Below are 25,637 nucleotides of genomic sequence, written 5' to 3' on the forward strand. Positions count from 1 at the left end.
TAACTACGCTCGTAAGGACGACCTTAAGAGCGCAGCCTCGCTACCATGCCATGCTCCCGCAAGGCGGCCTTCGCCGGAGGCGTACCCAGAAGCGGCAATGAGCCAAATCCGCCGCGACCCTAGGCGATGGATCGGATCGATGGTTTGCCGAGACCTTGGAGAGACTTGGTACGCCCAAGGGGAATCGAACCCCTGTTCCCGCCGTGAGAGGGCGGTGTCCTGACCGCTAGACGATGGGCGCGTTCAAGAACCGGATATAGGCTGACGGCTGGGAAAAAGCAACTAGGCTCAAGGCCACTGCTCGCATAGACGAAATATCCGCTGCAAGCCTATCGTTTTGGCTCGATCAGATCCCAGAGATTTCCATAAAGGTCGGCGAAAACCGCAACCGTGCCATAAGCCTCGTGGCGTGGCGCTTCGCGGAACTCGACGCCTTTTTCGAGCATCAGCGCATGGTCGCGGGCAAAATCGTCGGTTTCGAGGAACAAAAAGACCCGCCCGCCGGTCTGGTTGCCGACGGCGTCCCTTTGCGCATCGCCGGATGCTTCGGCGAGAAGCAGCCGCGCGCCCTGCCCTTTGCCCGGCGTGATGGTGACCCAGCGTTTGCCGCCGCCGAGATCGACATCTTCGGTGAGGACAAAACCCAGCCGGTCGACATACCACGAGATCGCTTCGTCATAGTTTGCGACGATAAGCGCGACCGTGGCAATGCTGCGGCGTTCGGCAAAACCGGTCATTTGTTCCTGATCGAAAAACGGCCGATGATGCGGCGCTCAGTGATGTCATAGACGAAGATGGCGCGGCTGCCGTCGGGCAGCTCGGCGTCGATCGACAGGTGATTGCCGGAGAGCGATTGGCTGATCACCCTGGCGCCGACCGGCAGCACGATGTCGCCGTTGACCGGTTCGCCGATCGGCACCTGGATGTCACTGGTCAACGGCGGGGCGGCAGGCGGCGCGTTGCGCGCTTTGTAGACAAGTGCTGCTATCACCACCATAAGGGCGAGGAACAGCAGGCCGAGATTGATGGCGACGAAGCGGACGAGCTTCCTCCGCACCTTTTCGACCTCGGGGTCGAGCGGCTTTTCCTCGTCTTCGTCGGCAAGCGGCCGGGCCATGGCAGCAGATTCCGGAACTGTTTTCGATGAGCGCTCATAACGAAGAGGTCAGACAATTGATAGGGGCCGGATCGATCGTGCTGGAGGCGGGCGCCGATGCCGCCGGCCAGCGGCTCGACCAATGGCTGGTGGCCAGGCTCGGCCCCGACATGTCGCGCAGCCGGGTGCAGATGCTGATAAAGCAGGGCGCGGTCAGGATCGGCGGCAGGCAGGTCGAAGAGACGAAGCGCAAGATGGCACAAGGTGACAGCGTGTCGGTCGACATGCCGGAGCCTGAACCGGCGGCGCCGCAAGGCGAAGATATCGCGCTGGACGTCCTCTACGAGGACAACGCGCTGATCGTCATCAACAAGCCGGCCGGGCTGGTCGTGCATCCCGGCGCCGGCAACTGGACCGGTACACTGGTCAACGCGCTGATCCATCATTGCGGCGACAGCCTGTCCGGCATCGGCGGCGTGAGACGGCCGGGCATCGTCCACCGCCTCGACAAGGAGACCAGCGGCGTCATGGTCGTCGCCAAGACCGACCGCGCCCACAAGGCATTGTCGGAGGCCTTTGCCGACCACGGCCTGACCGGCGATCTCGAGCGGGCGTATCTGGCGTTGGTCTGGGGCACACCGGCAAGGCCGACCGGGACGGTCGACGCGCCGCTCGGCCGCGCCGCCGACCGGGTACGCCGTGCCGTGGTGCCGCAAGGCCGCGACGATGCGCGCCATGCCATAACGCATTTCACCGTCGTCGAGCGCTTTGGCGAGCAGCAGCAGGAATTCGCCACGGCGAGCCTGGTCGAATGCCGGCTGGAGACCGGTCGCACCCACCAGATACGCGTCCACCTGGCCCATATCGGCCATCCAGTGATCGGCGATCCCGAGTACGGCCAGGCTTTCCGCACCAAGGCCAATCGGTTGCCCGAGCCCCTAAAGAGCAAGGTAAAGGCGTTTCCGCGACAAGCTTTGCACGCCCGCCTCCTTGCATTTCGCCATCCCGATACCCATTTAACGATGAGGTTCGAAGCACCGATACCGTGGGACATGGAGGAACTCGTCGACGGCTTCCGCAAGCTCTGAACCAACCACCTGAAAACTTGATCGGCGTTGTTCACTTCAGCGTGACACACTGTTTCGTGTTGAACAAATGCCTGTCTTTCTGGTTTTGTTCCTATATATGTCGGTTGGCGCGAATGTGCCTTTGGCATTCGTGCCACATGCCCGCCGCGTTTCGGGGGCATCACTCCAATAGAGAGGGGGCGCTATCATGGCCCAGTCATTACCCAGTATCGTTTCCGGCGAAGGCGGTCTCAGCCGCTACCTGGAAGAAATCCGCCGCTTTCCGATGCTTCAGCCGCAGGAAGAGTACATGCTCGCCAAGCGCTACGCCGAGCATGAGGACACCACGGCTGCGCACAAGCTCGTCACCAGCCACCTTCGGCTCGTCGCCAAGATCGCCATGGGCTATCGCGGCTACGGCCTGCCGATCGGCGAGGTGATCTCGGAAGGCAATGTCGGCCTGATGCAGGCCGTCAAGAAATTCGAACCGGAGCGCGGCTTCCGTCTCGCCACCTATGCGATGTGGTGGATCAAGGCCTCGATCCAGGAATACATCCTGCGCTCGTGGAGCCTGGTCAAGATGGGCACCACCGCCAACCAGAAGCGCCTGTTCTTCAACCTGCGCAAGGTGAAGGGCAAGATCCAGGCGCTCGATGAAGGCGATTTGAAGCCCGACCAGATCACCGAGATTGCCACCCGGCTGAACGTCTCGGAAGCGGAAGTCGTGTCGATGAACCGCCGTCTGTCGGGCGACGCCTCGCTCAATGCGCCCATCCGGGCCAGTGAAGGCGAGTCCGGCGAATGGCAGGACTGGCTGGTCGACGACCACGAAAGCCAGGAAGAGATGCTGATCGAGCAGGACGAGCTGGAAAACCGGCGCGGCATGCTGTCCGGCGCTCTTGCCGTGCTCAACGACCGTGAACGCCGCATCTTCGAGGCGCGCCGCCTCGCCGATGAGCCGTTGACGCTGGAAGAGCTGTCGGCCGAGTTCGATATCAGCCGCGAGCGCGTGCGGCAGATCGAGGTGCGTGCCTTCGAGAAGGTGCAGGACGCGGTCAAGGCCGCGGCCAAGCGCCAGACGCAGGCGTTGCGCACCATCGAGGCGCAGCCGGCGGCGTAAGGCCTTCCAGGAGAAACAAAAAACGGCGGCGTCAGGTAACTGGCGCCGCCGTTTTTCTAAAGTGCGTCGCGTTCGACCGGCGGCGCCTTCGCGGATGTCCGATCCGCCGCCGTAACTGCCGTAGCCTCGCCATGGCGTCCGCAGACGATCGCATTGATAGCGGCATTACCGCAATTTTCCCCAAGCCCTGATAACCGTAACGCTGCAAGTTGTGGCGTCGATATTCCGGCGCCGACCGGCGCATTCCACAACCCGGCGCTCGCAGCAAGTGGCGCGATAACGGGCCGCTGATAACGGGCCGCTGGGGCTGCCTCAGGCAGTTGGAGCTCGTCTGTTGGAAACGAAAGGCAGTATGACGATGACGATTTCCCCGTTTCTGACCGCTCTTGGATCCGAAGGTCCCCCAGCCGATCGGGCGAAAGACATGGCCCTCTATGGATGGCTAATTGGAAGCTGGGAAATGGACTCGGTCCGCTTTCTCGACGGCGGCACAATCCAGAAATGGGATAGCGAATGCCATTTTGGCTGGGTGCTCGAAGGCCGCGCGATTCAGGACGTTTGGATCAGGCCCAAGCGCCCTGCGCCGTCCACGATGTACGGCACGACCCTGCGCATCTTCGACCCTGGGATCGATGGCTGGCACATCATATGGAACGACCCGCTCAACCGGGATCACTCGCGCCAGATCGGCCGAGCCGAGGGTAAGGACATTGTCCAGCTCGGCGATGACTCGCGCGGTCTGAAAACTCGTTGGCGTTTCACAGAGATCACTGCCAACAACTTCCATTGGATCGGCGAGGAAAGATCTTCCGAGGGCGACCCTTGGCAAATCACGTATGAACATTTAGCGCGCCGAACAAAACCCTGACACTGAGTAAACACCTAGCTGACGTCTGCGCCGCTCCTCATCCGGCTGCCGCCATCGTCTTCCCGCATGGACCTATCGGATTCAAACATCGCAAAAATCGAATCAGGATCAATAAGGATCAATAACTTGGATGACCGTCGCAGAACGATGAGGGCGGCGCCAAGTTTGGATGGCACTGTAGTGCCAGCGACCCATCTCCTCACAGGCAATCGAGCGGAAACTTCAGATAGCGCCGCCCGTTGGATTCCGGTTCCGGCAGGCGTCCGCCGTTCATATTGACCTGCAGCGCGTGCAGGATAAGCCGCGGCATCGGCAACGTCCTGTCGCGGGCTTGGCGGAGCGCGACGAAGTCGGCTTCCGTCTTGCCGCCGGCAACATGGATGTTGCTGGCTTTCTGCTCCGCGACCGTGCTTTCCCAGCGCGCTTCACGACCGCCCGGCTGGTAGTCGTGACCGACGAACAGACGTGTCTCGTCCGGCAGCGCCAGGATGTCCTCGATCGAACGCCAGAGCCGCTCGGCACTGCCGCCCGGAAAGTCTGTCCTGGCGGTGCCGCTGTCCGGCATGAACAACGTGTCGTGGATGAAGGCGGCGTCGCCAATGACGTAAGTGATCGAGGCCAGCGTGTGGCCCGGCGAGAACAGCACTCTCGCCGGAAGGCCGCCGACCGAAAAAGTTGCGCCGTCGGCGAATAGCCTATCCCATTGCGAACCGTCGGCGGAGAATTCCGGCCAGTTGTAGATCACCTTCCACAATTTCTGGACGTCGATGACCTTTTCGCCTATTGCCGTCGGCGCTCCGGTTCTCCCCCTCAAATAATGGGCGGCGGAGAAATGATCGGCATGCGGATGCGTGTCGAGGATCCACTCGACCTCCAGCCCGCTTTCCCTGACGAAGTCGAGCAGGGCGTCGGCGTTCTTCGTTGCCGTTGCACCGGACCTTTCGTCGAAGTCGAGCACCGGATCGATGATGGCGCATTTGCGGGTCGCCATGTCGGCGACCACATACTGGACGGACCCGCTCGGCTCGTCATAGAAGCCGGTGACCTGCGACCTGGCCGATAATGCGTCCAATCCCAGCCTCCTTCGCCCCTCACCACGGCAGGAAGGATTTTCTCTGCCACGGCAAATGAAAGGCATGGTTGTCCGTCAACCAGGCGCCGTCAAGCACCCCATGCTCATAGGATCAGGAAAACCGAAAATTTCTCCGTGCCGCCCCTGCCTGCTCAGGCGGAAGGCTGCTTGGTCTTCCTGAGATATGGCAGGATCGTCTCATAGGCACCGAAGCGCTTGATGGCATCCTCATTGGAGACGGCAGCGGTGATGATGACGTCCTCGCCCTGCTTCCAGTTCGCCGGCGTCGCCACCTGGTGCTTGGCGGTCAGCTGCATGGAATCGATGGCGCGCAGGATTTCGTCGAAGTTGCGGCCCGTCGTCATCGGATAGGTTAGAACCAGCTTGATCTTCTTGTCGGGCCCGATGACGTAGACCGAACGCACCGTGGCATTGTCCGCCGGCGTACGGCCTTCCGAGCTCTCGCCGGCACCCGCCGGCAGCATCTCGTAAAGCTTGGCGACCTTGAGATCCTTGTCGCCGATCAGCGGGTAGTTCAGCGAATGGCCGGTCGCGATCTTGATATCATTCTGCCACTTTTCGTGGCTTTCGACGGGATCGACCGAGATGCCGATGATCTTGACGTTGCGCTTCCTGAACTCGCCTTCGAGCCCGGCCATCGTGCCGAGTTCGGTCGTGCAAACCGGCGTAAAGTTCTTCGGATGGCTGAACAATACCGCCCAGCCGTCGCCGATCCATTCATGGAAGCTGATCGGTCCTTGCGTGGTCTCCGCGGTGAAGTCCGGTGCGATGTCGTTGATGCGAAGGCTCATGGCGTGTCCCTACCTGTTTGGCTTGCCGCTGGCATTGAACGCCCCACCGGCGTTGCTTGCATTTCTAACACTGCGGCGTCATCCTTCAAGTGGCTGTTGACGCTAGGATAGTGGCCGGCCTCAAAAAAATTTTTGTCACTTAGGCGGGAAATACAGCAGTGATTTCCGCGCTGGCGAAAAAGCACCGGAGGTTGGTTAAACGTGCAGACATTTCCGCCGATTGTTCGGCTCATATGTTGCCCATTCCGCCGTTAAGTGGCGTCGGGTCGATGAGGCGACGCGACGCGCTACGCCTTGTTCACTGCCAGCGTCGTCGCCAGGTCTTCCATGCGCTGGGCCAGCGCGCCGAGCGCTCCGGTCAGCACGGAATCATTCTTATCGGCCTTGGTCAGTGCATCGTCGCGCGTCTTGCGCAGCGTCAGCACTTCGCTTTCCATGCCCTTGACCCGCTTTTGCAGTTCCGAAAGCTCGTCCATGACCATGATGCCGGCCATCACGGTCAGCCGCTGGTCGCCGATTTCGCCAAAAGAATCCTTCAGATGCGAGACATAGCGGTCGAAGCGCTCGGCAAGATCGATCAGATGCTCTTCCTGGCCTTCGTCGCAGGCCATCCGATATTGCTTGCCGTCGATGGAAACCGTGACTTGTGCCATTAGCCTACCTGTCCAGTACCGCGCGGATGGTTTCCATGGCTGTCACCAGCCTTCGCGACACTTCTTTGTTGGCATCTTCCAGCCGTTCGGCGCGAGCTTCGGAATTGTCGAGCTCCTGCGCCAGCCGCGAGCGGTCGGCGTTCATCCGCTGCACTTCGGCCTCGGCTTCCGAATAGTCCCGCTCGTGCTCGAGCTTGGCCGCGACGGCGTTTTCCAGCCCTTCGATGGCCTTACCCAGCCTGACAATGACTTCCTTGAGGGTCGTTTCCCCGGTCATGGCTTTCGTCCTGCGCCCTGCCCATCACCGAATCATCCACGGTCAGAACGCGTTATCCCTGAAACATTACGCGTCGTGTGAACCGCACGTCAATAAAGCTGTCGCGACTGTCCCCTACTAACGCTAATGTAGGTCGCGCATGGCCATCACAAGACCGGCAAAAGCACACCGATTTGTTGACTAAAAGGCCGCGCCTGCTATGTGTCGCGCACCCTTTTCAAGGGCTTTCCCAAGGCCCAAACCCCCATTTTGGAGGAAGTATGACCTCGCGCGAACAACATGACCGGATGGCCAATGCGATCCGTTTTCTCGCCATGGACGCCGTCGAGAAGGCAAATTCCGGCCACCCCGGGCTGCCCATGGGCTGCGCCGACATCGCCACGGTGCTGTTCACCCGCTTTCTCAAATACGATCCGAAAAACCCGCATTGGCCGGACCGCGACCGCTTTATCCTGTCGGCCGGCCATGGCTCGATGCTGCTTTACTCGCTGCTCTATCTGACCGGCTACGAAGACATCACCATCGACCAGATCAAGCAGTTCCGCCAATTGGGGTCGAGGACGGCGGGCCACCCGGAATACGGCCATGCCGCCGGCATCGAGACGACGACCGGCCCACTCGGCCAGGGCCTTGCCAATTCGGTCGGCTTCGCGCTCGGCGAGCGCATCATGAATGCCGCTTTCGGCAAAGATCTCGTCGACCACTACACCTATGTGCTGGCCGGCGACGGCTGCCTGATGGAAGGCGTATCCCAGGAAGCTATCGCGCTTGCCGGGCATCTGAAGCTGAACAAACTGATCGTCTTTTGGGACAACAACAACATCTCGATCGATGGCCCGGTGTCGCTCGCCGATAACACCGATCAGGTCGCCCGCTTCCAGGCGTCTGGCTGGAATGCCAGCCATATCGACGGCCAGGACCCGGAAGCGATCGCCTATGCCATCGAAGCGGCCCGCCACTCCGACAAGCCGACGATGATCGCCTGCAAGACGACGATCGGCTTCGGCGCGCCGACCAAGGCCGGCACCAACAAGGCGCATGGCTCGCCGCTCGGCGCCGAGGAAATCGCTGGCGCCAGAAAATTCTTCGGCTGGGATTATCCGCCCTTCGAGGTTCCGGCCGATATCCTCGACGCATGGCGTACCGCCGGGCGGACCGGCGTCAACGCGCGCACCGACTGGGAAAGCCGGCTTGCCAAGGCCGACGCCAAATTGCGCGCAGAGTTCGAACGCCGCATCAGTGGCACACTGCCGGCCAACTTCGACGCCGTCATTGGCGACTACAAAAAGAAGCTCGCCGCCGACAAGCCGAAGGTCGCCACCCGTAAGTCATCGGAAATGGCGCTGGAGGTCATCAACGGCGCCGTGCCCGAAACCATCGGCGGCTCGGCCGATTTGACCGGCTCCAACAACACCAAGACCAGCCAGACCAAAAACATCACCGCCGACGATTATGGCCAGCGCTATGTCCACTACGGCATTCGTGAGCACGGCATGGCGGCCGCGCTCAACGGGCTGACGCTGCATGGCGGCATTATCGCCTATGGCGGCACTTTCATGTGCTTTTCCGATTATGCCCGTCCGGCGATGCGGCTTGCCTCGTTGATGGGCATCCGCTCGATCTTCGTCATGACCCATGATTCGATCGGCCTTGGCGAAGACGGCCCGACCCATCAGCCGGTCGAGCATCTGGCAGCACTTCGCGCCATCCCGAACCACAATGTCTTCCGCCCTGCCGACGCGGTCGAAACCGCCGAATGCTGGCAGTTGGCCATTGAGTCGGAAAAGACACCGTCGACATTGGCGCTGACCCGGCAGAACCTGCCGACGGTACGCAACGACTTCGTTGCGGAAAACCTCAGCAGCCGCGGCGCCTATGAACTTGCCGCCGCGAGCGGTGAGGCCGCGGTGACGATCTTCGCTTCGGGCTCCGAGGTCGAGGCCGCGTTGGCCGCCCGCGAGGCGTTGGAAAAGCACGGCCATGCGACCCGCGTCGTCTCGGTGCCGTGCTTCGAATTGTTCGATAAGCAGAGCGCCGACTATCGCAGCAGGACGATCGGCAATGCGCCGCTCAAGATTGCCATCGAAGCCGGCATCCGCCAGGGCTGGGATCACTTCATCGGCACCGACGGCATCTTCATCGGCATGACCGGCTTCGGCGCCTCCGGCACCATCGAACAGCTCTACCCGCATTTCGGCATCACCGCCGAAGCAACGGTCAAGGCGGCGGAAGCCCGTCTGCACGGCAAATGAAGGTGAGCCCGCCCGGCAAAGGCTGGCATAGCGGTTTTTGCCGGGCAGTGGAGCATTAATCGATTTAAATCCAAGCCTCGGCGGCTGGATTCTTTGCCCGTCCGCCGTTATGAAGCTGCGGACTTGATCTTCGGCCTCCAACTCCCAGGGAGAGAACAATGACCGTCAGAGTTGCCATCAACGGATTCGGCCGCATCGGCCGAAACATTCTGCGCGCCATCCATGAATCCGGCCGCAAGGATATCGATGTCGTCGCGGTCAACGATCTCGGCCCGGTCGAGACCAACGCGCATCTGCTGCGCTTCGACAGCGTGCATGGCCGCTTTCCGCATGAGGTGACGGTTGACGGCGACCAGATCATCGTCGGCAAGGAAAAATTCAAGGTCACCGCGATCAAGGATCCGACGCAACTGCCCTGGAAGGAGCTCGGCATCGACATCGCGCTCGAATGCACCGGCATCTTCACCGCCCGCGACAAGGCCGTCGCCCATCTGACCGCCGGCGCCAAGCGCGTTCTCGTCTCCGCTCCGGCAGAGGGCGCCGACCTCACCGTCGTCTATGGCATCAACCACGACAAGCTGACCAAGGACCACATCGTCATCTCGAACGCCTCCTGCACCACCAACTGCCTGGCGCCGCTGGCGGCCGTGCTGAATGAGGCGGTCGGCATCGAAAAGGGCATGATGACGACGATCCATTCCTATACCGGCGACCAGCCGACGCTGGACACTATGCACAAGGACCTCTACCGCGCCCGTGCCGCCGCGCTGTCGCAGATTCCGACATCGACCGGTGCCGCCAAGGCCATCGGCTTGGTACTGCCCGAGCTCAAGGGCAAGCTCGACGGCATCTCCATCCGCGTGCCGACGCCGAACGTTTCGCTCGTCGATTTCAAGTTTATCGCCAAGCGGTCGACCACCGTCCAGGAGATCAATGACGCGGTGATCGCCGCTTCAAACGGCAAGCTGAAGGGCATCCTCGCCGTTACCCGTCACCCCAATGTTTCGATCGACTTCAACCACGATCCGCATTCTTCGATCGTGGCGCTCGACCAGACCAAGGTCATGGACGGCAACTTCGTTTCGGTGCTGTCGTGGTACGACAATGAGTGGGGCTTCTCGAACCGCATGGGCGATACCGCCGTCGCCTTCGGCAAGACCATCGCCTGATCGCAGAACCATCTTCTCGACCTGGAAGACGCCCGGCTCAGTCCGGGCGTTTTTCGTTGCAGCACGAACCGCCAACGCACGCTCTGCTGCTCGGGGATGCCAAAACTTTCGACGATCGGCAGCGTGGGGCAAAAAGCCACGCTGCTGCCTTGCAGCGGCCATGTCTTCGCCCCACTCTCCCGTGATGCCGGAGCATATCGACTAGGGGCGACCAACGAATGGAGCATGGTATCTATCTGGTGACGCTTGTTGGTGCAGCACTTGTCGTTGCCGCCGCGTTTTCGAGCTTGATCGCCTTCCGTTTCGGCGCCCCTCTCCTGCTGCTGTTTCTCTGCATCGGCCTCGCTACCGGAACCGACGGTCTCGGCATCCACTTCGACAACGCCCGAGTTGCTTATTTTGCCGGCTCGTTGGCGCTGGCGGTCATCCTTTTCGATTCCGGCTTCGGTACGCCGCTCAACGCCTTGCGGCAGGCGGCCGGGCCGGCGCTGTCGCTGGCGACATTCGGCGTCCTTTTGACCACCGGCCTGTTCGGCGCCGCCGCCTATTATCTGCTCGACCTGACCTGGCTGGAATCCTTCCTGCTCGGTGCCGCCGTCGCCTCGACCGACGCCGCGGCGGTGTTCTTCCTGCTGCGCGCCGGCGAGATCAATTTGCGCGAGCGAGTGCGGTCCACGCTCGAGGTGGAATCCGGCACCAATGACCCGATCGCCATCTTCCTGACCATCACGCTGGTCGAGGTCATCGCCGCCAACATCCACCCCGAGGCAAAGGTGCTGGTTACCGATCTTGCCGTCGGTTTCCTGGTCAACATGGGCCTCGGTGCGGTCATCGGCATTCTCGGCGGCATGGCCATTGTGCGTCTTGTCGATCGCCTCAATCTCGATCACGGCCTGTTGCCGATCTTCGTGCTGACGCTGTCGCTGATGGTGTTTGCTGCCGCCGGCGCCGTCGGCGGGTCCGGCTTCCTGGCGGTCTATCTCGCAGGCCTGATCGCCGGCAATTCCGATATTCGGGCCGTCACCATCCTCAAGCGCTTCCAGGACGGCATGTCGTGGCTGGCGCAGATCATCATGTTCCTGATCCTCGGCCTATTCGCGACGCCTTCGCAATTTCCGGCGATCCTGATGCCGGCAGTGCTGCTCGGCCTGTTCCTGATATTTGTGGCACGGCCAATCGCGGTCTGGCTCTGCCTTGTGCCGTTCCGCCTGCCACGCCCGGAAGTCGCCTTTGTCTCATGGGTTGGCCTGCGTGGCGCCGTGTCGATACTGCTTGCCATCACGCCGCTGCTCGGCGGCCTGGAGAACGGCCGCCTCATCTTCAACACCGCCTTCATCATCGTGCTGGTCTCGCTGATCATCCAGGGATGGACCGTCGGGCCGCTGGCGCGCCGCCTCGGCCTTATCGTGCCGGCCCGCCTGGGACCGCTCGACAAGGTCGAATTGGAACTGCCGGGCTCCGCCCATCATGAGCTTCTCGCCTACCGCGTGGCACCCGGCAGCCCGGTGGCGCGCGGCGAACGCATTCCGCGCTGGGCGCGGCCATCGCTTGTCTTGCGCGACGGACGCTCGATGCGCTTCCAGGATATGGGCCGGCTGGCGGCCGGCGACCACGTCTACATCTTCGTGCCGGACCGCTATCCGCGCCTGCTCGACAAGCTGTTCGCCAGCCGCGCCGTCGTCGATCCCGAGGATGCGGATTTCTTCGGCGCCTTCGCTGTCGATCCGTCACGCTCCGCCGAGGAACTGGAGACCGCCTATGCGCCGGGCCTGACCGAAGCGGAACGCAAGCTCAGCATCGGCGACCTGGTCACTACGCGGCTCGGCGGCCACGCCGAATACGCCGACCGCGTGCTGCTCGGTCCGATCGAGCTGATCGTGCGCGACGTCGACGACAAGGGCAGGATCACCGGCCTTGGCCTGTCCTTCGAGCCGACCGCGCCGGTGGCGCGCGTTCCGGTGTTCCTCAGCGCCGGCGAAATCCGCGACCGCATCGCCGCCTTCATCCGCAACCGGCGCAAGCCGGCCGAAGCGCAGGCGGTCGAGGCGGAGGCCGAGCTGGAACCGGTTCCGCAGCCCGTGGCGGAAAAGGCAACTGGCGAAGGCTGACCGCTGTCGACGCTAGCCGCCGAACCCCTGCCGCCGAGGGTTGAAGGTGGGCCGGGCAACTGGCGTGGCGAGCCATATGGTCCGACATCGCCGGAGTCGCGATCGGCTGCTCCAAGGCATCTGGCCGAACAGTCGGCAATTCACCGTGACTGTACGGCGCCATGGGGGCGCTTTTAATTGTTGCGGGCCGCTACGAACTGCGCTGCTTGTTTCAGAAGCGCGGCTTGTGCGCCAAAAGGCTCGAGCAGCGCATGAGCCTGGTCGACGAGGCCCTGGAGCTGGTCCCGCGCCCAGCCCGGTCCGTGCAGCGCGACCAGCGTCGCCTTGCCGGCCGCGGCATCCTTGCCCGTGGCCTTGCCCATCTGATGCGCGTCGGCGGTCAGGTCGAGCAGATCGTCGGCAAGTTGAAAGGCAAGCCCGATCGCCGAACCAAATTCGGCCAGCCTTTCGCGGTCGCGCGACGGCGCGCCGGCAAGGATGGCTCCCGCTTCGCAGGCAAAGCGGATCAGCGCACCGGTTTTCATCGCCTGAAGCCGGATGATGCCGGCCTCGTCCGGCCGGCTTTGTTCGGCCTCGAGATCGAGCATCTGGCCGCCGACCATGCTTCCCGCCCCGGCGGCACGGGCCAGTGCCAGCACCAGCGCTGCCCTGCGCTCGGCCGGCAGCATTGTCGCCTCGTCGGCAAGGATGTCGAAGGCAAGCGTCAGCAAGGCGTCGCCGGCAAGAATGGCGGTCGCCTCATCGAAAGCCCTGTGCACGGTCGGCTGGCCGCGGCGCAAATCGTCGTCGTCCATGGCCGGCAGATCGTCATGGATGAGCGAATAGCAGTGCACGCATTCGAGCGCCGCCGCCACGCGCAGCGCCGCCTCGCCGTCGGCTGAAAACAGTGCAGCACTTTCCATAACCAGGAAGGGACGCAGTCGTTTGCCGCCGTTCAGCACGCCATGTCGCATTGCCGCCATCAGGCGTTCGGGCCGCGCGACCTCGCCCGAAAGCGTGCGTCCATCGAGCAACCGTCTCAGCAGCGCCTCAAGTGGAACTGCCCGGGCAATAAGTGCGGCTTCGAACGCCATTTGGTCGTCTTTCGTCATGGTCGGGAGCGGTAGCCGACACTCAGACGTTGCGCAAGAAGCCAAGCGCCATTATGCCGGGGGCAGGGAGTAGCGCGGACTGGATGGCTTGGCGGAACCGATCGTCGATCACGAAACCGAAGGGTTGGACATGGCAAGACCGAGACGCGGCAGCCGCATCGGTCTTCAACGCTGGGTCCGGCGCGGCATCGCCGTCGCCGTCGTGCTGGCGCTGGTGCCGGTGGTGCTGACCTTCCTGTACCTGCCGTCATTCGTGCATCCGGTGTCGACATTGATGCTGAAGGACCTGGCGACGTTTTCCGGCTACGATCGGCGCTGGGTTTCCATCGACGAGGTCGCGCCGGTGCTGGCATATTCGGTCATCATGTCGGAGGACGGGCAGTTCTGTTTCCATCGCGGCGTCGATCTGGGCGAGCTGCGCGGCGTCGTCGACGATGCGCTCGCAGGCGAGATGACACGTGGCGCCTCGACCATCACCATGCAGACGGTAAAGAACCTTTATCTATGGTCGCGGCCGTTGGGCTCGGTCCGTAAGGTCGTCGAACTGCCGCTGGCCGTCTATTTCGATGCGGTGCTGTCGAAACGGCGGATCATGGAGATCTACCTCAACATCGCCGAATGGGGACCGGGCGTCTACGGCATCGAGGCCGCCGCCCAGCATCATTTCGGCGTCTCGGCAAAACAGCTGTCGCGCCGGCAGGCAGCGCTGCTTGCCGTCACCTTGCCGAACCCGATCGTGCGCAATCCAGCGAAGCCCGGGCCAGGACTGAGGCGGCTTGCCGCGTTGATCGAGCGGCGCGCGGGCCGCGCCGGCGCCTATGTCGGTTGCCTGCGATAGTGTCAAAAAAAAACACGGCGACGCTGGCCAAAACGCCATCGGGCGTGTATAGGCAGCCGACTTTCTCAGATTCCGGCCCCTGATGTGGCCCTTTCACGAGGGCCTCCGGGGCGTTTTGACCATGTAGTGGAGCATGTCCATGGCCGTTCCGAAACGAAAAACCTCTCCGTCGAAGCGCGGCATGCGCCGTTCCGCCGACGCACTGAAGGCCCCGACCTATGTCGAGGACAAGAACTCCGGCGAGATGCGCCGTCCGCACCATATCGACCTGAAGACCGGCATGTATCGCGGTCGCCAGGTTCTGGAGCCGAAGGAAAGCTGAGAGAGCTTTCGACGGTTTATGGGTTGCGAAACGACCGGCCATTGGCCGGTCTTTTTGCGTTTGCGACAACTGATCGTATCAGCCGGGCCTGACATTGTTGTTTCACGCCGTCTTTGTCCGTGTTTATCGGTCGCACGAAAATTCTTGACGGCGAACGCCGGGCGCACTCTACAAAGATCAGTCCAACCGGAGCCGCCACATGTTCGGTGCCATCCCGCTGCTGATCGTGCCTTTCATCCTCTACAATCTCGGGCTTCTAGGAATATTCGGCAGCGGCGACGATCCGTGGGCGACCGAAATGTTTTCGGTCCGGATGATGTCGGGTGGCGTGTTCTCGATGACCCTCGGCGATCTCATCGTGCTGATCGCACTGATCTTCTTGTTCGTCGAAGTGGTGAAGTCGACGCGTACGACAAATGCCTCGATCATGGACCACCTTTTGTCGACCTTCGTCTTTGTGGCCTATCTAGTCGAGTTCCTGCTGGTGAAGGGCGCCGCCCATTCTGTTTTCTTCACACTGATGGTCATAGCGCTGATCGACGTGCTGGCCGGCTTTTCGGTGTCGATGCGGTCGGCCAGCCGCGACATCAATATGAATTAAGGATCCCGGCTCAGCCCGGGTCGGCGCTAAAGCCAGCCGCCTCGATGCCGGCGATGGCTGCCGTTTCGTCATTGTCGGACGTGTCGCCGGAAATGCCGACGGCGCCGATGATCGTGCCGGCCTCGTCGCGGATCAGCACGCCGCCGACGACCGGCAGGACGCGCCCGCCCGACACGTCGGAGACGCCGGCGATCAGATGCGGGCGCTCCTTGGCGAAGGCTTCCACCCGGCGCGAGCCCATGCCGATAGCGAGCGCGCCATAGGCCTTGCCGGCCGACATTTGCGGACGCAGGAACGACGCGCCGTCCTGACGCTGGAACGCGACCAGATGGGCGCCGGCGTCGAGCACCGAGACGCCAAGCGGCCTGAGCTTGAGCTCGGCACCCTTGGCAAAGGCGGCGGCGATGATTTCAAGGGCTTTGTCGAGCGTCAGTGCGGTCATGGCCGTCTCCTAAACGCCAGTTATCAACCGGCAGAACAGATCGCGGTGAAACTGTTTCGCGTACGAAAGGAAGCAGTGGGATCCAGGGAGCGCCGGCTTATTTCTTCTTGGCGCGAGGCTTCTTCACCGGCACCGGAGGCGCATTGGCCAGGTCTTCCGCTTCCTTGGCGAGGCGCAGCGCCCGCAGCTTGTTGGTTTTGGCTTGGCGCGCGTCGCTCTCGGCGACATATTCCGCCATCGCCTTCTGGCGCACCGTGGCTGCCTCTTCCTGTTTCTTGAAACGCAAATCGGCCCGCGCACGGGCAGTGTCCTTAGAGTTCTCGACCAAGAGCGTTATCCCATCCCGTAAATTATCTTCAGTCCTTTGATAGCAGAGCCAGCCCGCAATTGGGAAAATAAGTTGGTCATGGCGCTGGATCGCAGCCGACTCGCTCCGCCTTGCGGGCGATCACCGCATCGTATCCGGCCTGCAAGATCGCGCGGACAGTGGGTCCAGTTGGCGCGGGAGATGTGCCCAGATGCTCGTAGCGCAACTCGTTCATGAACTGCTCCCACATCGGCGGGCCGCCTTTTTCCAGAAGCTCGGCACGGATCGAGAGCTCGTCGCTGACCGGCAGCCAGACGCGGCCCCAGGCGCCGAGATGGGCCAAGATCGGCACCAGCGTAATCGCCATTTCGGTCAGGCTGTAGATCGCCTTTTGCTTGTGGGAGGGATCGCCCGTCTTGGTCAGCATGCCGAGCTCCATCAGCCGCTTCAGCCGGTCGGCGAGGATGTTGGAAGCGATGCCCTCCATCGAGCCGTTGAGCAGTTCGCGAAAGTGGCGTCTGCCGCCGAAGATGATGTCGCGAAGGATGATCAGGCTCCACCGGTCGCCGAACACTTCGAGCGACAGGTTGATGGGGCATCCGGACCGGCGATCGATGTTCATGCGAATCTCCAAAACCGGTTGCATTATTGTATCGGTTTTAATATCGTGCAACTGATTGTAAATTGCAACCAGATTGGAAGCCCACGGAGGAGAGCCATGAAAAGCGCCGGACACCCCGAAATCGTATCCCAGACCTTCGGCGACCCGGCCCATCCGGCGGTGTTGTTGATCATGGGCGCGATGGCTTCCATGCTTTGGTGGCCCGAAGCGTTTTGCCGGAAGCTGGCCGGCGAGGGTCGCTTCGTGATCCGCTACGACAATCGCGATACCGGCCGTTCGACCAAATACGCGCCGGGCGAGCCGCCTTATACATTCGACGACATGGCGGAGGATGCTATCCGCGTCCTTGACGACCATGGAATGCGAAAGGCGCATATGGTCGGCATGTCGATGGGCGGCATGATCGCGCAGCTCGTGGCGTTGAAATACCCGTCGTGTGTCACTTCGCTGACGGTGATCAGCAGCTCGCCCTTGGGCATCGATACGTCGCATCTGCCCGGAACCACCGAGGCCTATAGGAGACATTCGGCCGAAGGCGCGAAGGTCGACTGGGCGAACCGGGGCCAAGTGGTCGATTTCATCGTTAAGGACGCGCATGCGCTCACCGGTGCGGCGCACTCTTTCGACGAGCAGCGAACACGGGCTTTCGTCGAAGAAGATTATGACCGGTCCGGCGGTTTTCTAAGTGCGACCAATCATTTCATGCTCAAGAGTGGCGAAGATGGGAGCGGCGAGGACTGGACCGGTCGGCTGCGCGACATGAAAATCCCGCTCCTTGTTATCCACGGCACCGACGATCCCATCTTTCCAGTCGAGCATGGCGCCGCTCTTGCCGACGCGGTCGCCGGTGCAAGGCTGCTCCGGATCGAGGGCGGCGGCCACGAGCTGCATCCCGACGACTGGGCCGCGATCATCGATGCCATCGTCGCCCACAGCCAGGCCAGATAGTTATCCGACCCCGACGCCGCGAGACAAACAACCCAAGGAACGACAAACAATGTCCCTGATTATGCACCTTCATCCACTGGCCTCCTTCTGCTGGAAACCGCTGATCGCGCTCTATGAGAACGGCACGCCATTCACATCCGTCGTTGTCGATCTCGGCAATGAACAGTCGCGCGCGGCGTTTCTGAAATTGTGGCCGCTCGGCAAGATGCCGGTGCTGCGCGATGAAGCGCTGGACCGGACCGTACCGGAATCGACGATCGTCATCGAATATCTCAACGCGTATTATCCTGGGCCAGTCGAACTGATCCCCGCCGATTTCGATCTCGCTCGCCAGACCCGGCTCGCCGACCGCTTCTATGACTTCTACGTCCAGGAACCGATGCAGAAGATCGTTGGCGACCGGCTGCGGCCGGAGGGCAAGACCGATCCGTTCGGCGTCGAGCAGGCCCGCGCCCAGCTGCGCAGCTCCTACGCCATCATTGAACAGGACATGCAGTCGAGGACATGGGCGGTGGGCGCGAGCTTCACCATGGCCGACTGCGCTGCCGCCCCCGCGCTGTTCTACGCCAACAAGGTCGAGCCGTTCGGAGACGAATATCCTGCGGTCAGGCGCTATCACGACCGGTTGCTGCAACGCCCCTCGGTTGCCCGTGTGATCGAGGAAGCGCAGCCTTATTTCAAGCTCTTCCCCTACAACAATGGCTAGAGTGGTTCATCGTTTCACGGAAACGCCGGACCGCTCTATCTCTTTTGTTTTTGCGCAACTCCGGACGGAAAACCGTTTCACACTTTTTCCTGGATTGCTTTAGGCCTGAAGCTGCATAGTTGCCGACGTGCTGACGACGCCCTTCAGCTTCCGGATGAACCGAGCTGCTCCGCATCCCAGAACTGGTCGAGCCAGATGTTGAGCTTCAGGAAGCCGGCGTTGCTGACCGTATAGACGCGTCTGGTGCCTTCCGGCTTGGCGTTGACCAGTCCGGCATCAAGCAGCACCTTCAGGTGCTGCGAAACGGCCGGGCGGGACACCGGCAAGCCGGATGCCAATTCGTTGACGGTCTTCGGTCCGCGCCGGAGCTCTTCCAAGAGATGGCGCCGGTTGGGATCGGCAATCGCCATGAAGGCGTCGGAAAGCATCATGCCTTATTTGTGGGGCAAAGCGCCTCGAATCTCAACCGTCGGTTTCAGCTTTTCTGCGCGGGTCGAGCCGCAACGCTTCCGGCGTTACCGAGCGATCGGCCGGCTGGGTCTTGAAGGCATCGCGGCCTTCGATCGGCACCGGCGCGCGACGGCTGATGCGCAGCAGCGTGTAGCCGGCCAGGCAGAGATGCGCGAGCGCAGTGGCCAGGAACAGCCCCTCGGGGCGCATCCAGCCCATCAGGCCGGCGGCCAGCAGCGGACCGATCATCGTGCCGAAGCCATAAAGCAGCAGCAGGCCGCCCGACACTTTGACGAAGTCCTCCGATCGCGCATGGTCATTGGCATGCGCCACCGCGATCGAATAGAGCGTGTAGGCGAAGGCGCCGTAGGCGGCGGTGCAGACGATGACGAAGACGCCTGAGCGCGGTTCGAACAGGAAGATGGCGATGGCGAACAGCGCAGCGCCGAAAGCCGCGCCCGCCAGCACGAAACGACGGTCCGTCGTGTCGGAGAGCCGCCCGGCCGGAAGCTGCATGGCGGCGCCAGCGATGACCACCAGGCTCATCATCAGCGCGATCTCGGCCGTCGAGATGCCGATGCGCGCTCCATAAACGGCACCAAGCGTGCCCCAGGCGCCGTTGGCGATGCCGATCAGCACGCAGGCGATCGCCGAGACCGGCGAATTGACATAGAGACCTTTGACGTCAAGCGACACGTCCTGCAGCGGCTTGGGGTGCGACGCCGTCGAGACCGCCGTCGGGATCAGCGACAGGCAAAACAGAATGCCGGTGATCATGAACAGCGACGCCGATTTCACATCGCCGCCGGCCACGATCATTTGACCGCCCATGATCGAGGCATAGGTGACCATCATGTAGAGGCCGAAGACGGTGCCGCGGTTTTCGTTGGTGGCCTTCTCGTTCAGCCAGCTTTCGATGACCATGAAGGCGCCGGCCATGGTGAAGCCGGTGAAGGCGCGCAGCAGGATCCAGGTATATTCGTCGATGATCAGGCCGGTGAGGAGTGCGACGATCGCCCCAGATGCGGCAAAGGCGCCGAAAGCCCTGACATGACCGGCGCGGCGCACGATGCGTGGCGCAAAGAAGCAGCCGGTGACGAAGCCGCCGGCCCAAGCCGTGCCCATCAGGCCGAGCGATGCTGTCGAGAAGCCCTCCACCTGGCCGCGCAGCGGCAACAGCAGCCCGTGCAGCCCGGATGCCGCCAGCAGGAACGCGGTGCCGCGCAGCAGCGAGAGAATCGGTCTGTAGCTTGCGAACATTTTTCAATCCGGCTGGGGTTTAAGGCACAAGTCTGGAGACAGCGGCATTCGGGCTTTTCGGCGGCGTGCCCGAGCTTTTGGAATTACCCGCCGCACTATCCGCGGCGAAACAGCGCCTCTGCCGCCGACTTGGTGGAGCCCTTGGTCTTGAGCTCGGCCTCCAGCCGGGCGATCTCGTCGCGCAGGATGCCGATCCGCTCGGACAATTCATCGACGGAAAGCAGCGACAGATCCTGCCCGATCTCGTGCGGGCGCGCTTTCTTCTTGGGTTCGTCGTCGAAGACCGCCATCGTCGCTGCTCCGTGATTGCCCATTTGCCTGATTTGCCAATGAGCATACATAGGGCAGGGGTATGGATGCAAATGGCCGGCAACAGCTGGCGCGAGAAACCGGCGAAACACGACGGGAAAACTCATGGCGAACGCACAGAAAATTCCGGCCAAGATGATGGCGATCGCCATATCGGAACCGGGCGGGCCGCGGGTGCTGAAACCGGAAACCCGCGACGTGCCGGTTCCCGGTCCCGGCGAGATCCTGATCCGGGTGCGTGCCGCCGGCGTCAACCGGCCGGACGTGCAGCAGCGCAAGGGCGCCTATCCGCCACCGCCGGGAGCATCGGATCTGCCGGGCCTGGAAGCGGCGGGCGAAGTCGCCGCCCTCGGCGACGAGATATCACGCTGGCGCGTCGGCGACCGGGTCTGTGCGCTGACCGCGGGCGGCAGCTATGCCGAATATGTCAGAGTGCACGCCGGCAGCGTGCTGCCGCTGCCCGCCGGCTTTACCTACACCGAAGCGGCGGCGCTGCCGGAAAACTACTTCACCGTTTGGCACAATGTCTTCGAGCGCGGCGGCCTGAAGAGCGGCGAGACGCTGCTCGTGCATGGAGGCTCGTCGGGTATCGGCACGACGGCGATCCAGCTTGCTGCCGCTTTCGGCGCCTATGTCATCACCACCGCCGGGAGCAAGGAGAAATGCGACGCCTGCCTCAAGCTCGGTGCCGACCGGGCGATCAACTACCGCGAGGAGGACTTCGTCGCCGCAGTCAAGGAGGCAACCGGCGGCAAGGGCGCCAATGTCATCCTCGACATGGTCGGCGGCGACTATGTGGCGCGGAACTATGAGGCTGCAGCCATGGAAGGCCGCATCGTCCAGATCGCGACGCAGGGCGGAGCGGTGGCGAGCGCCGATTTCTTCAAGATCATGGCAAAGCGGCTCGTGCATACGGGATCGCTGCTCAGGCCACGCACCGTGGAGTTCAAGGCGGCAGTGGCGGCGGCACTGGAGGCGCAGGTTTGGCCGCTGCTCGGCACGCGCAAGGTTGCGCCGGTGATGGACACGATCTTCCCGCTCAAGGAAGCCTGGCGGGCGCATGAGCGGATGGAGGAGGGTGAGCACATCGGCAAGATTGTGCTCGATGTCGCCTGACGGCAAACAGGCTGAACGAAAGCTTAATGGTGCAATGCAACAAACGCATTGCGGCCATGCAAAAGCGTCTGTTCAATTTTTCATCGCCGATGCCTACTTACGCGGCATCGAAACGATGGAGGACTACCATGAACCCGATCCGCGCTTTCCGTAACTGGCGCATGTACAACGAAACCGTGCGCGAACTGAACCGGCTGAACGCTCGTCAGCTCAACGACCTCGGCATCAACCGCGGCGACATCGAGAGAATCGCCCGCCAAGGGCTTTGATCTCGAGCACGATCCCGCCCGAAGACCGGGCGTTGCTTTTCCGTAACGCCGACCCGCGGTTCGGGATCAAGCCTTAGAAGCCAGAGCCGCAGCAGACGGATTTCCGTCGCCGGTTCCGAGCCCGCCCGACCTTGGTCTGGCGGGCTTTGTCTTTTTGAAGCTTTCGACTGCATGGCGTCATCTGCCGATCCCGTCGCGGTCTGCCGGCCGTCCTTGACACGCGCCTCCCAAAAACATTGCGAAACGGCGAGCGAGCGGTTATATAGACCGCGATTTTCCCATTTTGGTGGCTCTAAACCACCGCCCGCGCGGGAACGCGGGCGAACGAGAAGGATTTTTGTGATGGCCAATACGCTGCTGATGCCAAAGGCGACCGCCGTCTGGCTGGTTGACAACACAGCGCTCTCCTTCGAGCAGATCGCGCAGTTCTGCGGACTGCATCCGCTTGAGGTCAAGGCGATCGCCGACGGCGAGTCGGCGCAAGGCATCAAGGGCATGGACCCGATCATGACCGGCCAGCTAACTCGCGACGAGATTGCGCGCGCCGAGAAGGACCCGAACCACCGACTGAAGCTCTCCGATCCCAAGGTGCGTGTGCCGGAATCCAAGCGCAAGGGTCCGCGCTACACGCCGCTGTCGAAGCGCCAGGACCGGCCCAACGCCATCCTCTGGCTGGTGCGCAACCATCCCGAGCTCAAGGATGCGCAGATTGCCCGCCTTGTCGGCACGACGAAGTCGACGATCGACCAGATCCGCGACAGAAAGCACTGGAACTCCGCCAATCTCCAGCCGATGGATCCAGTGACGCTCGGCCTGACGTCGCAGATCGACCTCGATATGGAAATCAACCGCGCCTCGCGCGGCCGTGAGCAGGCGCAGCCGGTCGGCGATACGCTGCTGCCGGCCGCCTTGACCGAACGACTGGTGCCGGCGCCGGAAAAGCCGAAAGACGAGGACCAGGAACTCGACGCCAACGCCGTCTTCGCCAAGCTTTCGGCGCTAAAGTCGAAGGACAAGGATGCCGACGAAGAGGAGTAGGCATCTCGCATCCAAAACAAAACGCCCGCTTTCAAGCCGGCCGAATCGGCGGGGTTTGTCAGCGGTCTGAGACCGCTTTCAAGCGGGCTTTTTTGTGATCTTCCGTGTCAGCTCCGCGCCGCCCGGTCCGGCGCCATGCCGTAATCCTCGCTGCGCTCCACCGCGCGATAGAAATCGGCGAGCTGCTTGCCGCGCTCCGGCTTGAAGGTGCGGCCGGCGATGACCACCGAGGCGATGCGGTCAATGCGGAAAGCGCGGAAATCGCTGCGCATCTCGCACCAGGCGACCAAGGTCCACACCTTGCCCCAGAACCACAGGCCGAGCGGGCGGATGTCGCGCGCGGTGCTGCGGCCGGCCTCATCCGAATAGTCGATGGTCAGCACCTGACGTTTCTCGATGGACCGCTCGATCAGGTCGATGGCTTCGCGGGCGGCATCGCTTACCACCCACATCGGCGTGTGGATCTCGGTACGGGCGATGCGGTCCTTTTCGGCGTCGGGCAACACGGCGCCTATCTTGACCAGCGCCTCGTCGGCGGCTCGTGCCATGGCCGCGCCGCCAAAAGCGCGCACCATGCGGGCGCCGGCGACCAGCGCGACGATCTCGTCACGCGTGAACATCAGCGGCGGAAGGTCGAAACCCTCCCTCATCATGTAGCCGACACCGGCCTCGCCGTCGATCGGCACGCCGGTCGACTGCAGGTCGGCGATGTCGCGATAGATCGTCCGCTCGGAAACCTCGAGCCACGTGCCCAGCTTCTGGGCAGTGACCAGACGGCCACCACGCAGATGCTGCACGATCTGGAAGAGCCTGTCGGCGCGGCGCATCGTATGGACCCTCGGCGTCTATCGTTCCAGCCCTTCGCGCTTGCGCTGCGCGGCGACGAAGGCCGCGCCGAAGGACAGTTTCCTCGTTGTCGGCATGCTTGCGTCGAGCACCCGCCAGAACGGCGCAATGTCGCTCAGCGCCATGCCACGCTCAAGATCCTCGTTGGCGGCCTCGGCGACAGTGCGCAGATGATAGCCGATGGTGACCGGACATGTCACCTCGGCACCGTGCTCGATGGCGAGAACGGTGCGCAAAGCGCGGATATCCATGCCTCCGGGGATGGAGCGGATGAATGCATCGACCTGGCGAGCTGTAGGAACCAGCATCGGCTGCCCTTCGACGACGTCGCCGATGGTGCGTGGCGACGGTTTTATGCCGTTGATGCCAGGCATGTTCAGCCTGTCGCTCCAGCTTTTCATCGATCGTCCTCTCAGCCATCCGTCTCCGGCGGCCATCGCACTATGGCACGAGCCTCCTGACACCATACTGTCAGGAGGCTTCAGCATGCTCATTTCAGCTCGTCGCCAGGTTGCATCCAAACGCCACCCAGAAAGCTTGCCTTAATTGCCGCCATTGCGGCGGTCGCCATACATGTCCGGCCAACCAATATCCTTGCGGATGTCCGCCGGCAGGGTATTCATGAACCGCTGGGTGCGGATCTCATTGCGCATCGTCCGGATCTTGCCGACATAGTGCTGCACGCTACGCAGAATGGTAAAACCGTTCATGGCTGGTCTCCTCTCTTTCGATGCAGGCACTATCGCACACCCCTGCTGACAGCAGTCTGTCAGGAGGGTGCGTCTCTCCTGACTGGCGTTTTGATTTGTCGACCGAAGTGATCAGGCAGTGCTGAAAAGAGGCCTGCCACACTGGAAAGACGGCGATCGCGGAGCCGCTTTGACAGCCAGCCGCGATGCTGATCAAAGGCGGCATGTCGAAACTTCTCGCGCTCGTCATCATCGCCATGATGGTCATCCAGCTCATCAAGCCGCTCGGCTGGCCCGGGCTGAAGCGGCGCAGCGATTTCTGGAAGCTGGCGCTGCTGGCGATGGCGGCGATTTCGATTACGGCGGTGCTCGGGCACTGGACGTGATGCATGTCGCGCAAAGTGTGCAGCGGTTTTGCGACAACGACATGCATAGAAACAGGACCTGAAGCACGTCGGATGAGGCCAGTCGGACGCGACGCGCTTTGGTGCCGGCGGCCCGCTACGCGACGCCCGGTTCGTTGCCGAGCACCAGGCTGACCAGATGTTCCGCCCAGGCTCGATAGCCGGCTTCCGAAGCATGAAATCCATCCGATGCGAAGCCGGCATCAGCATCGGTGATCGGCAGGCGGGGCGCCGGTATGGCGCCGCGCTCGAGGCAAAGGCGCGCGCCCATCCGGTTCATTTCGACGGCACGGATTTCGAGAATCTTGCCGAGCAGCGGCGGCATTGCCGGCGCCCGGGTGAACTCAAGCACCGGCGACCACACGACGCGCGCCTCCGGCCATTTGGCGCGCAGCGCGTAAAGCAGGCCGCCAAACTCGCGCTTGAACCGCGGTACCGAATGAAAATTCTTGGTGTCGTTGGTGCCGATGGCAAGCACGATATGCGTCCACGGATCGGCCGACAGATTGGGCAGCACATGATCGCGGATCTGGCCAGAGGTTGCCGAGTTGAAGCCGGCTGCCCGCCAGCGCACGATGCGGCCGGTGCGTTGCGCAATCAGAACGGCCAGTTGCGCGGCCAATCCGTTTTCGGAATTGCCGATGCCTACCGACGCGGCGGAGGAATCGCCAAGCACCAGAACCGAGATTGCTGGCGCCAGGCCAGATATCTCGTGCATGACCGGACCTTGCGCCGGCAGCATGCGGGTGGTGCGGCGACGCACGCCAAGTCCTTGCCAGACATAGACCGGAAAGGCGAACCAGGTGAGAAGGGTCGGAAAGCGCCGCATGGCAAGTCCCTTTTAGGGCATAGCGAACAGCACTTAGCGCATGTTGCATTGGAGGT

32 protein-coding genes and 1 tRNA gene are annotated in these 25,637 nt (G+C 62.4%); 15 read left to right on the forward strand and 18 right to left on the reverse strand.

Features of this window, described 5'->3' with window-relative positions; all coding sequences use genetic code 11:
- Positions 1-166: 166 nt before the first annotated feature.
- The 3 genes from NKJ35_RS28085 to NKJ35_RS28095 all read right to left on the reverse strand — a co-directional run bounded on the left by NKJ35_RS28085 (position 167) and on the right by NKJ35_RS28095 (position 1,117).
- Positions 167-241 (reverse strand) — tRNA-Glu (locus NKJ35_RS28085).
- An 88-nt stretch (positions 242-329) separates the two neighbouring features.
- Positions 330-737 (reverse strand): VOC family protein, encoded by a 408-nt coding sequence (locus NKJ35_RS28090; RefSeq protein ID WP_352650763.1) that lies wholly within the window; start codon positions 735-737, stop codon positions 330-332.
- Complete coding sequence (locus tag NKJ35_RS28095; protein WP_352650765.1) at positions 734-1,117, reverse strand: fimbrial protein; 384 nt, start codon at positions 1,115-1,117, stop codon at positions 734-736. The genes NKJ35_RS28090 and NKJ35_RS28095 overlap by 4 nt, the downstream gene beginning before the upstream one ends.
- A 26-nt stretch (positions 1,118-1,143) precedes the next feature.
- Between NKJ35_RS28095 and NKJ35_RS28100 the strand changes: the two genes are divergently transcribed.
- From NKJ35_RS28100 to NKJ35_RS28110, 3 genes are all read left to right on the forward strand, one after another.
- The gene (locus tag NKJ35_RS28100; RefSeq protein WP_352650767.1) at positions 1,144-2,184 is read left to right on the forward strand and encodes an RluA family pseudouridine synthase; all 1,041 of its coding nucleotides are present in this window, start codon (positions 1,144-1,146) and stop codon (positions 2,182-2,184) included.
- 187 nt (positions 2,185-2,371) lie between these two features.
- Positions 2,372-3,283, forward strand: a complete 912-nt coding sequence (rpoH, locus tag NKJ35_RS28105) for an RNA polymerase sigma factor RpoH (protein ID WP_023678514.1) — start codon at positions 2,372-2,374, stop codon at positions 3,281-3,283.
- A 334-nt stretch (positions 3,284-3,617) separates the two neighbouring features.
- Positions 3,618-4,151, forward strand: a complete 534-nt coding sequence (locus tag NKJ35_RS28110; RefSeq protein WP_352650768.1) for a hypothetical protein — start codon at positions 3,618-3,620, stop codon at positions 4,149-4,151.
- Between the two features lie 199 nt (positions 4,152-4,350).
- Here NKJ35_RS28110 and NKJ35_RS28115 read toward each other — a convergent pair whose 3' ends face one another.
- From NKJ35_RS28115 to NKJ35_RS28130, 4 genes are all read right to left on the reverse strand, one after another.
- On the reverse strand, positions 4,351-5,223 hold the full coding sequence (locus tag NKJ35_RS28115; protein WP_352650770.1) for an MBL fold metallo-hydrolase: 873 nt from the start codon (positions 5,221-5,223) through the stop codon (positions 4,351-4,353).
- A 152-nt stretch (positions 5,224-5,375) separates the two neighbouring features.
- The gene (locus tag NKJ35_RS28120; RefSeq protein ID WP_254816555.1) at positions 5,376-6,035 is read right to left on the reverse strand and encodes a peroxiredoxin; all 660 of its coding nucleotides are present in this window, start codon (positions 6,033-6,035) and stop codon (positions 5,376-5,378) included.
- Positions 6,036-6,322: 287 nt separating this feature from the next.
- A complete protein-coding gene (locus tag NKJ35_RS28125) occupies positions 6,323-6,688 on the reverse strand; it encodes a cell division protein ZapA (RefSeq protein ID WP_254816554.1) in 366 nt (121 codons plus the stop codon).
- Positions 6,689-6,692: 4 nt separating this feature from the next.
- Positions 6,693-6,965 carry a DUF4164 domain-containing protein gene (locus tag NKJ35_RS28130; RefSeq protein WP_224615501.1) on the reverse strand — a complete coding sequence of 91 codons (273 nt, stop codon included), beginning with the start codon at positions 6,963-6,965 and terminating at the stop codon, positions 6,693-6,695.
- A gap of 260 nt (positions 6,966-7,225) precedes the next feature.
- Here NKJ35_RS28130 and tkt point away from each other — a divergent pair, with 260 nt between their 5' ends.
- The 3 genes from tkt to NKJ35_RS28145 all read left to right on the forward strand — a co-directional run bounded on the left by tkt (position 7,226) and on the right by NKJ35_RS28145 (position 12,494).
- Positions 7,226-9,217: a transketolase gene (gene tkt / locus NKJ35_RS28135; protein WP_352650772.1), complete on the forward strand. Its 1,992-nt coding sequence runs from the start codon at positions 7,226-7,228 to the stop codon at positions 9,215-9,217.
- A 158-nt stretch (positions 9,218-9,375) separates the two neighbouring features.
- The gene (gene gap, locus NKJ35_RS28140; protein ID WP_352650774.1) at positions 9,376-10,386 is read left to right on the forward strand and encodes a type I glyceraldehyde-3-phosphate dehydrogenase; all 1,011 of its coding nucleotides are present in this window, start codon (positions 9,376-9,378) and stop codon (positions 10,384-10,386) included.
- Positions 10,387-10,604: 218 nt separating this feature from the next.
- Entirely contained in the window at positions 10,605-12,494 is a 1,890-nt protein-coding gene (locus NKJ35_RS28145) for a potassium/proton antiporter (protein ID WP_352650776.1), read from the forward strand.
- 173 nt (positions 12,495-12,667) lie between these two features.
- Here the strand turns inward: NKJ35_RS28145 and NKJ35_RS28150 are convergent, their stop codons facing one another.
- On the reverse strand, positions 12,668-13,585 hold the full coding sequence (locus tag NKJ35_RS28150; protein WP_352650778.1) for a polyprenyl synthetase family protein: 918 nt from the start codon (positions 13,583-13,585) through the stop codon (positions 12,668-12,670).
- 79 nt (positions 13,586-13,664) lie between these two features.
- Between NKJ35_RS28150 and NKJ35_RS28155 the strand changes: the two genes are divergently transcribed.
- The 3 genes from NKJ35_RS28155 (at position 13,665) to NKJ35_RS28165 (ending at position 15,346) form a co-directional block, all read left to right on the forward strand.
- Positions 13,665-14,423 carry a biosynthetic peptidoglycan transglycosylase gene (locus NKJ35_RS28155; RefSeq protein ID WP_352650819.1) on the forward strand — a complete coding sequence of 253 codons (759 nt, stop codon included), beginning with the start codon at positions 13,665-13,667 and terminating at the stop codon, positions 14,421-14,423.
- 139 nt (positions 14,424-14,562) lie between these two features.
- Positions 14,563-14,745: a 50S ribosomal protein L32 gene (gene rpmF / locus NKJ35_RS28160; RefSeq protein ID WP_006203806.1), complete on the forward strand. Its 183-nt coding sequence runs from the start codon at positions 14,563-14,565 to the stop codon at positions 14,743-14,745.
- A 199-nt stretch (positions 14,746-14,944) separates the two neighbouring features.
- Positions 14,945-15,346 (forward strand): hypothetical protein, encoded by a 402-nt coding sequence (locus NKJ35_RS28165; RefSeq protein WP_023720966.1) that lies wholly within the window; start codon positions 14,945-14,947, stop codon positions 15,344-15,346.
- A 10-nt stretch (positions 15,347-15,356) separates the two neighbouring features.
- On the opposite strand, the gene NKJ35_RS28170 is transcribed toward NKJ35_RS28165, so the two are convergent.
- The 3 genes from NKJ35_RS28170 to NKJ35_RS28180 all read right to left on the reverse strand — a co-directional run bounded on the left by NKJ35_RS28170 (position 15,357) and on the right by NKJ35_RS28180 (position 16,717).
- Positions 15,357-15,788 (reverse strand): GlcG/HbpS family heme-binding protein, encoded by a 432-nt coding sequence (locus NKJ35_RS28170; RefSeq protein ID WP_352650780.1) that lies wholly within the window; start codon positions 15,786-15,788, stop codon positions 15,357-15,359.
- Positions 15,789-15,885: 97 nt separating this feature from the next.
- Complete coding sequence (locus NKJ35_RS28175) at positions 15,886-16,116, reverse strand: hypothetical protein (RefSeq protein ID WP_352650781.1); 231 nt, start codon at positions 16,114-16,116, stop codon at positions 15,886-15,888.
- A gap of 76 nt (positions 16,117-16,192) precedes the next feature.
- Positions 16,193-16,717, reverse strand: coding sequence for a winged helix-turn-helix transcriptional regulator (locus NKJ35_RS28180; RefSeq protein ID WP_352650783.1), 525 nt, complete (start codon positions 16,715-16,717; stop codon positions 16,193-16,195).
- Between the two features lie 96 nt (positions 16,718-16,813).
- Between NKJ35_RS28180 and NKJ35_RS28185 the strand changes: the two genes are divergently transcribed.
- Positions 16,814-17,665 (forward strand): alpha/beta fold hydrolase, encoded by an 852-nt coding sequence (locus NKJ35_RS28185; RefSeq protein WP_352650785.1) that lies wholly within the window; start codon positions 16,814-16,816, stop codon positions 17,663-17,665.
- Between the two features lie 49 nt (positions 17,666-17,714).
- Positions 17,715-18,371: a glutathione S-transferase family protein gene (locus NKJ35_RS28190; protein WP_352650787.1), complete on the forward strand. Its 657-nt coding sequence runs from the start codon at positions 17,715-17,717 to the stop codon at positions 18,369-18,371.
- Between the two features lie 143 nt (positions 18,372-18,514).
- Here NKJ35_RS28190 and NKJ35_RS28195 read toward each other — a convergent pair whose 3' ends face one another.
- The 3 genes from NKJ35_RS28195 to NKJ35_RS28205 form a co-directional block, all read right to left on the reverse strand.
- Positions 18,515-18,802: an ArsR/SmtB family transcription factor gene (locus NKJ35_RS28195; protein WP_254816544.1), complete on the reverse strand. Its 288-nt coding sequence runs from the start codon at positions 18,800-18,802 to the stop codon at positions 18,515-18,517.
- Positions 18,803-18,833: 31 nt separating this feature from the next.
- Positions 18,834-20,081, reverse strand: a complete 1,248-nt coding sequence (locus tag NKJ35_RS28200; RefSeq protein WP_254816543.1) for an MFS transporter — start codon at positions 20,079-20,081, stop codon at positions 18,834-18,836.
- Positions 20,082-20,176: 95 nt separating this feature from the next.
- Positions 20,177-20,371, reverse strand: a complete 195-nt coding sequence (locus tag NKJ35_RS28205; RefSeq protein WP_352650789.1) for a DUF1192 domain-containing protein — start codon at positions 20,369-20,371, stop codon at positions 20,177-20,179.
- Between the two features lie 124 nt (positions 20,372-20,495).
- Here NKJ35_RS28205 and NKJ35_RS28210 point away from each other — a divergent pair, with 124 nt between their 5' ends.
- The 3 genes from NKJ35_RS28210 (at position 20,496) to NKJ35_RS28220 (ending at position 22,813) form a co-directional block, all read left to right on the forward strand.
- Positions 20,496-21,506, forward strand: a complete 1,011-nt coding sequence (locus tag NKJ35_RS28210) for an NAD(P)H-quinone oxidoreductase (protein WP_352650790.1) — start codon at positions 20,496-20,498, stop codon at positions 21,504-21,506.
- A 128-nt stretch (positions 21,507-21,634) separates the two neighbouring features.
- On the forward strand, positions 21,635-21,775 hold the full coding sequence (locus NKJ35_RS28215) for a DUF1127 domain-containing protein (RefSeq protein WP_023720976.1): 141 nt from the start codon (positions 21,635-21,637) through the stop codon (positions 21,773-21,775).
- A 342-nt stretch (positions 21,776-22,117) separates the two neighbouring features.
- Positions 22,118-22,813 (forward strand): DUF1013 domain-containing protein, encoded by a 696-nt coding sequence (locus NKJ35_RS28220; RefSeq protein ID WP_254816540.1) that lies wholly within the window; start codon positions 22,118-22,120, stop codon positions 22,811-22,813.
- 107 nt (positions 22,814-22,920) lie between these two features.
- On the opposite strand, the gene NKJ35_RS28225 is transcribed toward NKJ35_RS28220, so the two are convergent.
- The 3 genes from NKJ35_RS28225 to NKJ35_RS28235 all read right to left on the reverse strand — a co-directional run bounded on the left by NKJ35_RS28225 (position 22,921) and on the right by NKJ35_RS28235 (position 24,369).
- A complete protein-coding gene (locus NKJ35_RS28225) occupies positions 22,921-23,640 on the reverse strand; it encodes a helix-turn-helix transcriptional regulator (RefSeq protein WP_254816539.1) in 720 nt (239 codons plus the stop codon).
- A gap of 18 nt (positions 23,641-23,658) precedes the next feature.
- Entirely contained in the window at positions 23,659-24,060 is a 402-nt protein-coding gene (locus NKJ35_RS28230; RefSeq protein WP_352476167.1) for a hypothetical protein, read from the reverse strand.
- 141 nt (positions 24,061-24,201) lie between these two features.
- Complete coding sequence (locus NKJ35_RS28235; RefSeq protein ID WP_254816537.1) at positions 24,202-24,369, reverse strand: hypothetical protein; 168 nt, start codon at positions 24,367-24,369, stop codon at positions 24,202-24,204.
- A 203-nt stretch (positions 24,370-24,572) separates the two neighbouring features.
- On the opposite strand from NKJ35_RS28235, the gene NKJ35_RS28240 reads away from it, so the two are divergent.
- Positions 24,573-24,734, forward strand: coding sequence for a hypothetical protein (locus NKJ35_RS28240; protein ID WP_008873884.1), 162 nt, complete (start codon positions 24,573-24,575; stop codon positions 24,732-24,734).
- Between the two features lie 115 nt (positions 24,735-24,849).
- Here the strand turns inward: NKJ35_RS28240 and NKJ35_RS28245 are convergent, their stop codons facing one another.
- The gene (locus tag NKJ35_RS28245) at positions 24,850-25,581 is read right to left on the reverse strand and encodes an SGNH/GDSL hydrolase family protein (RefSeq protein WP_352650792.1); all 732 of its coding nucleotides are present in this window, start codon (positions 25,579-25,581) and stop codon (positions 24,850-24,852) included.
- Positions 25,582-25,637: the final 56 nt, after the last annotated feature.

Origin of the sequence: Mesorhizobium sp. M0136 (genome assembly GCF_040322515.1) — a bacterium.
Lineage (GTDB): Bacteria > Pseudomonadota > Alphaproteobacteria > Rhizobiales > Rhizobiaceae > Mesorhizobium.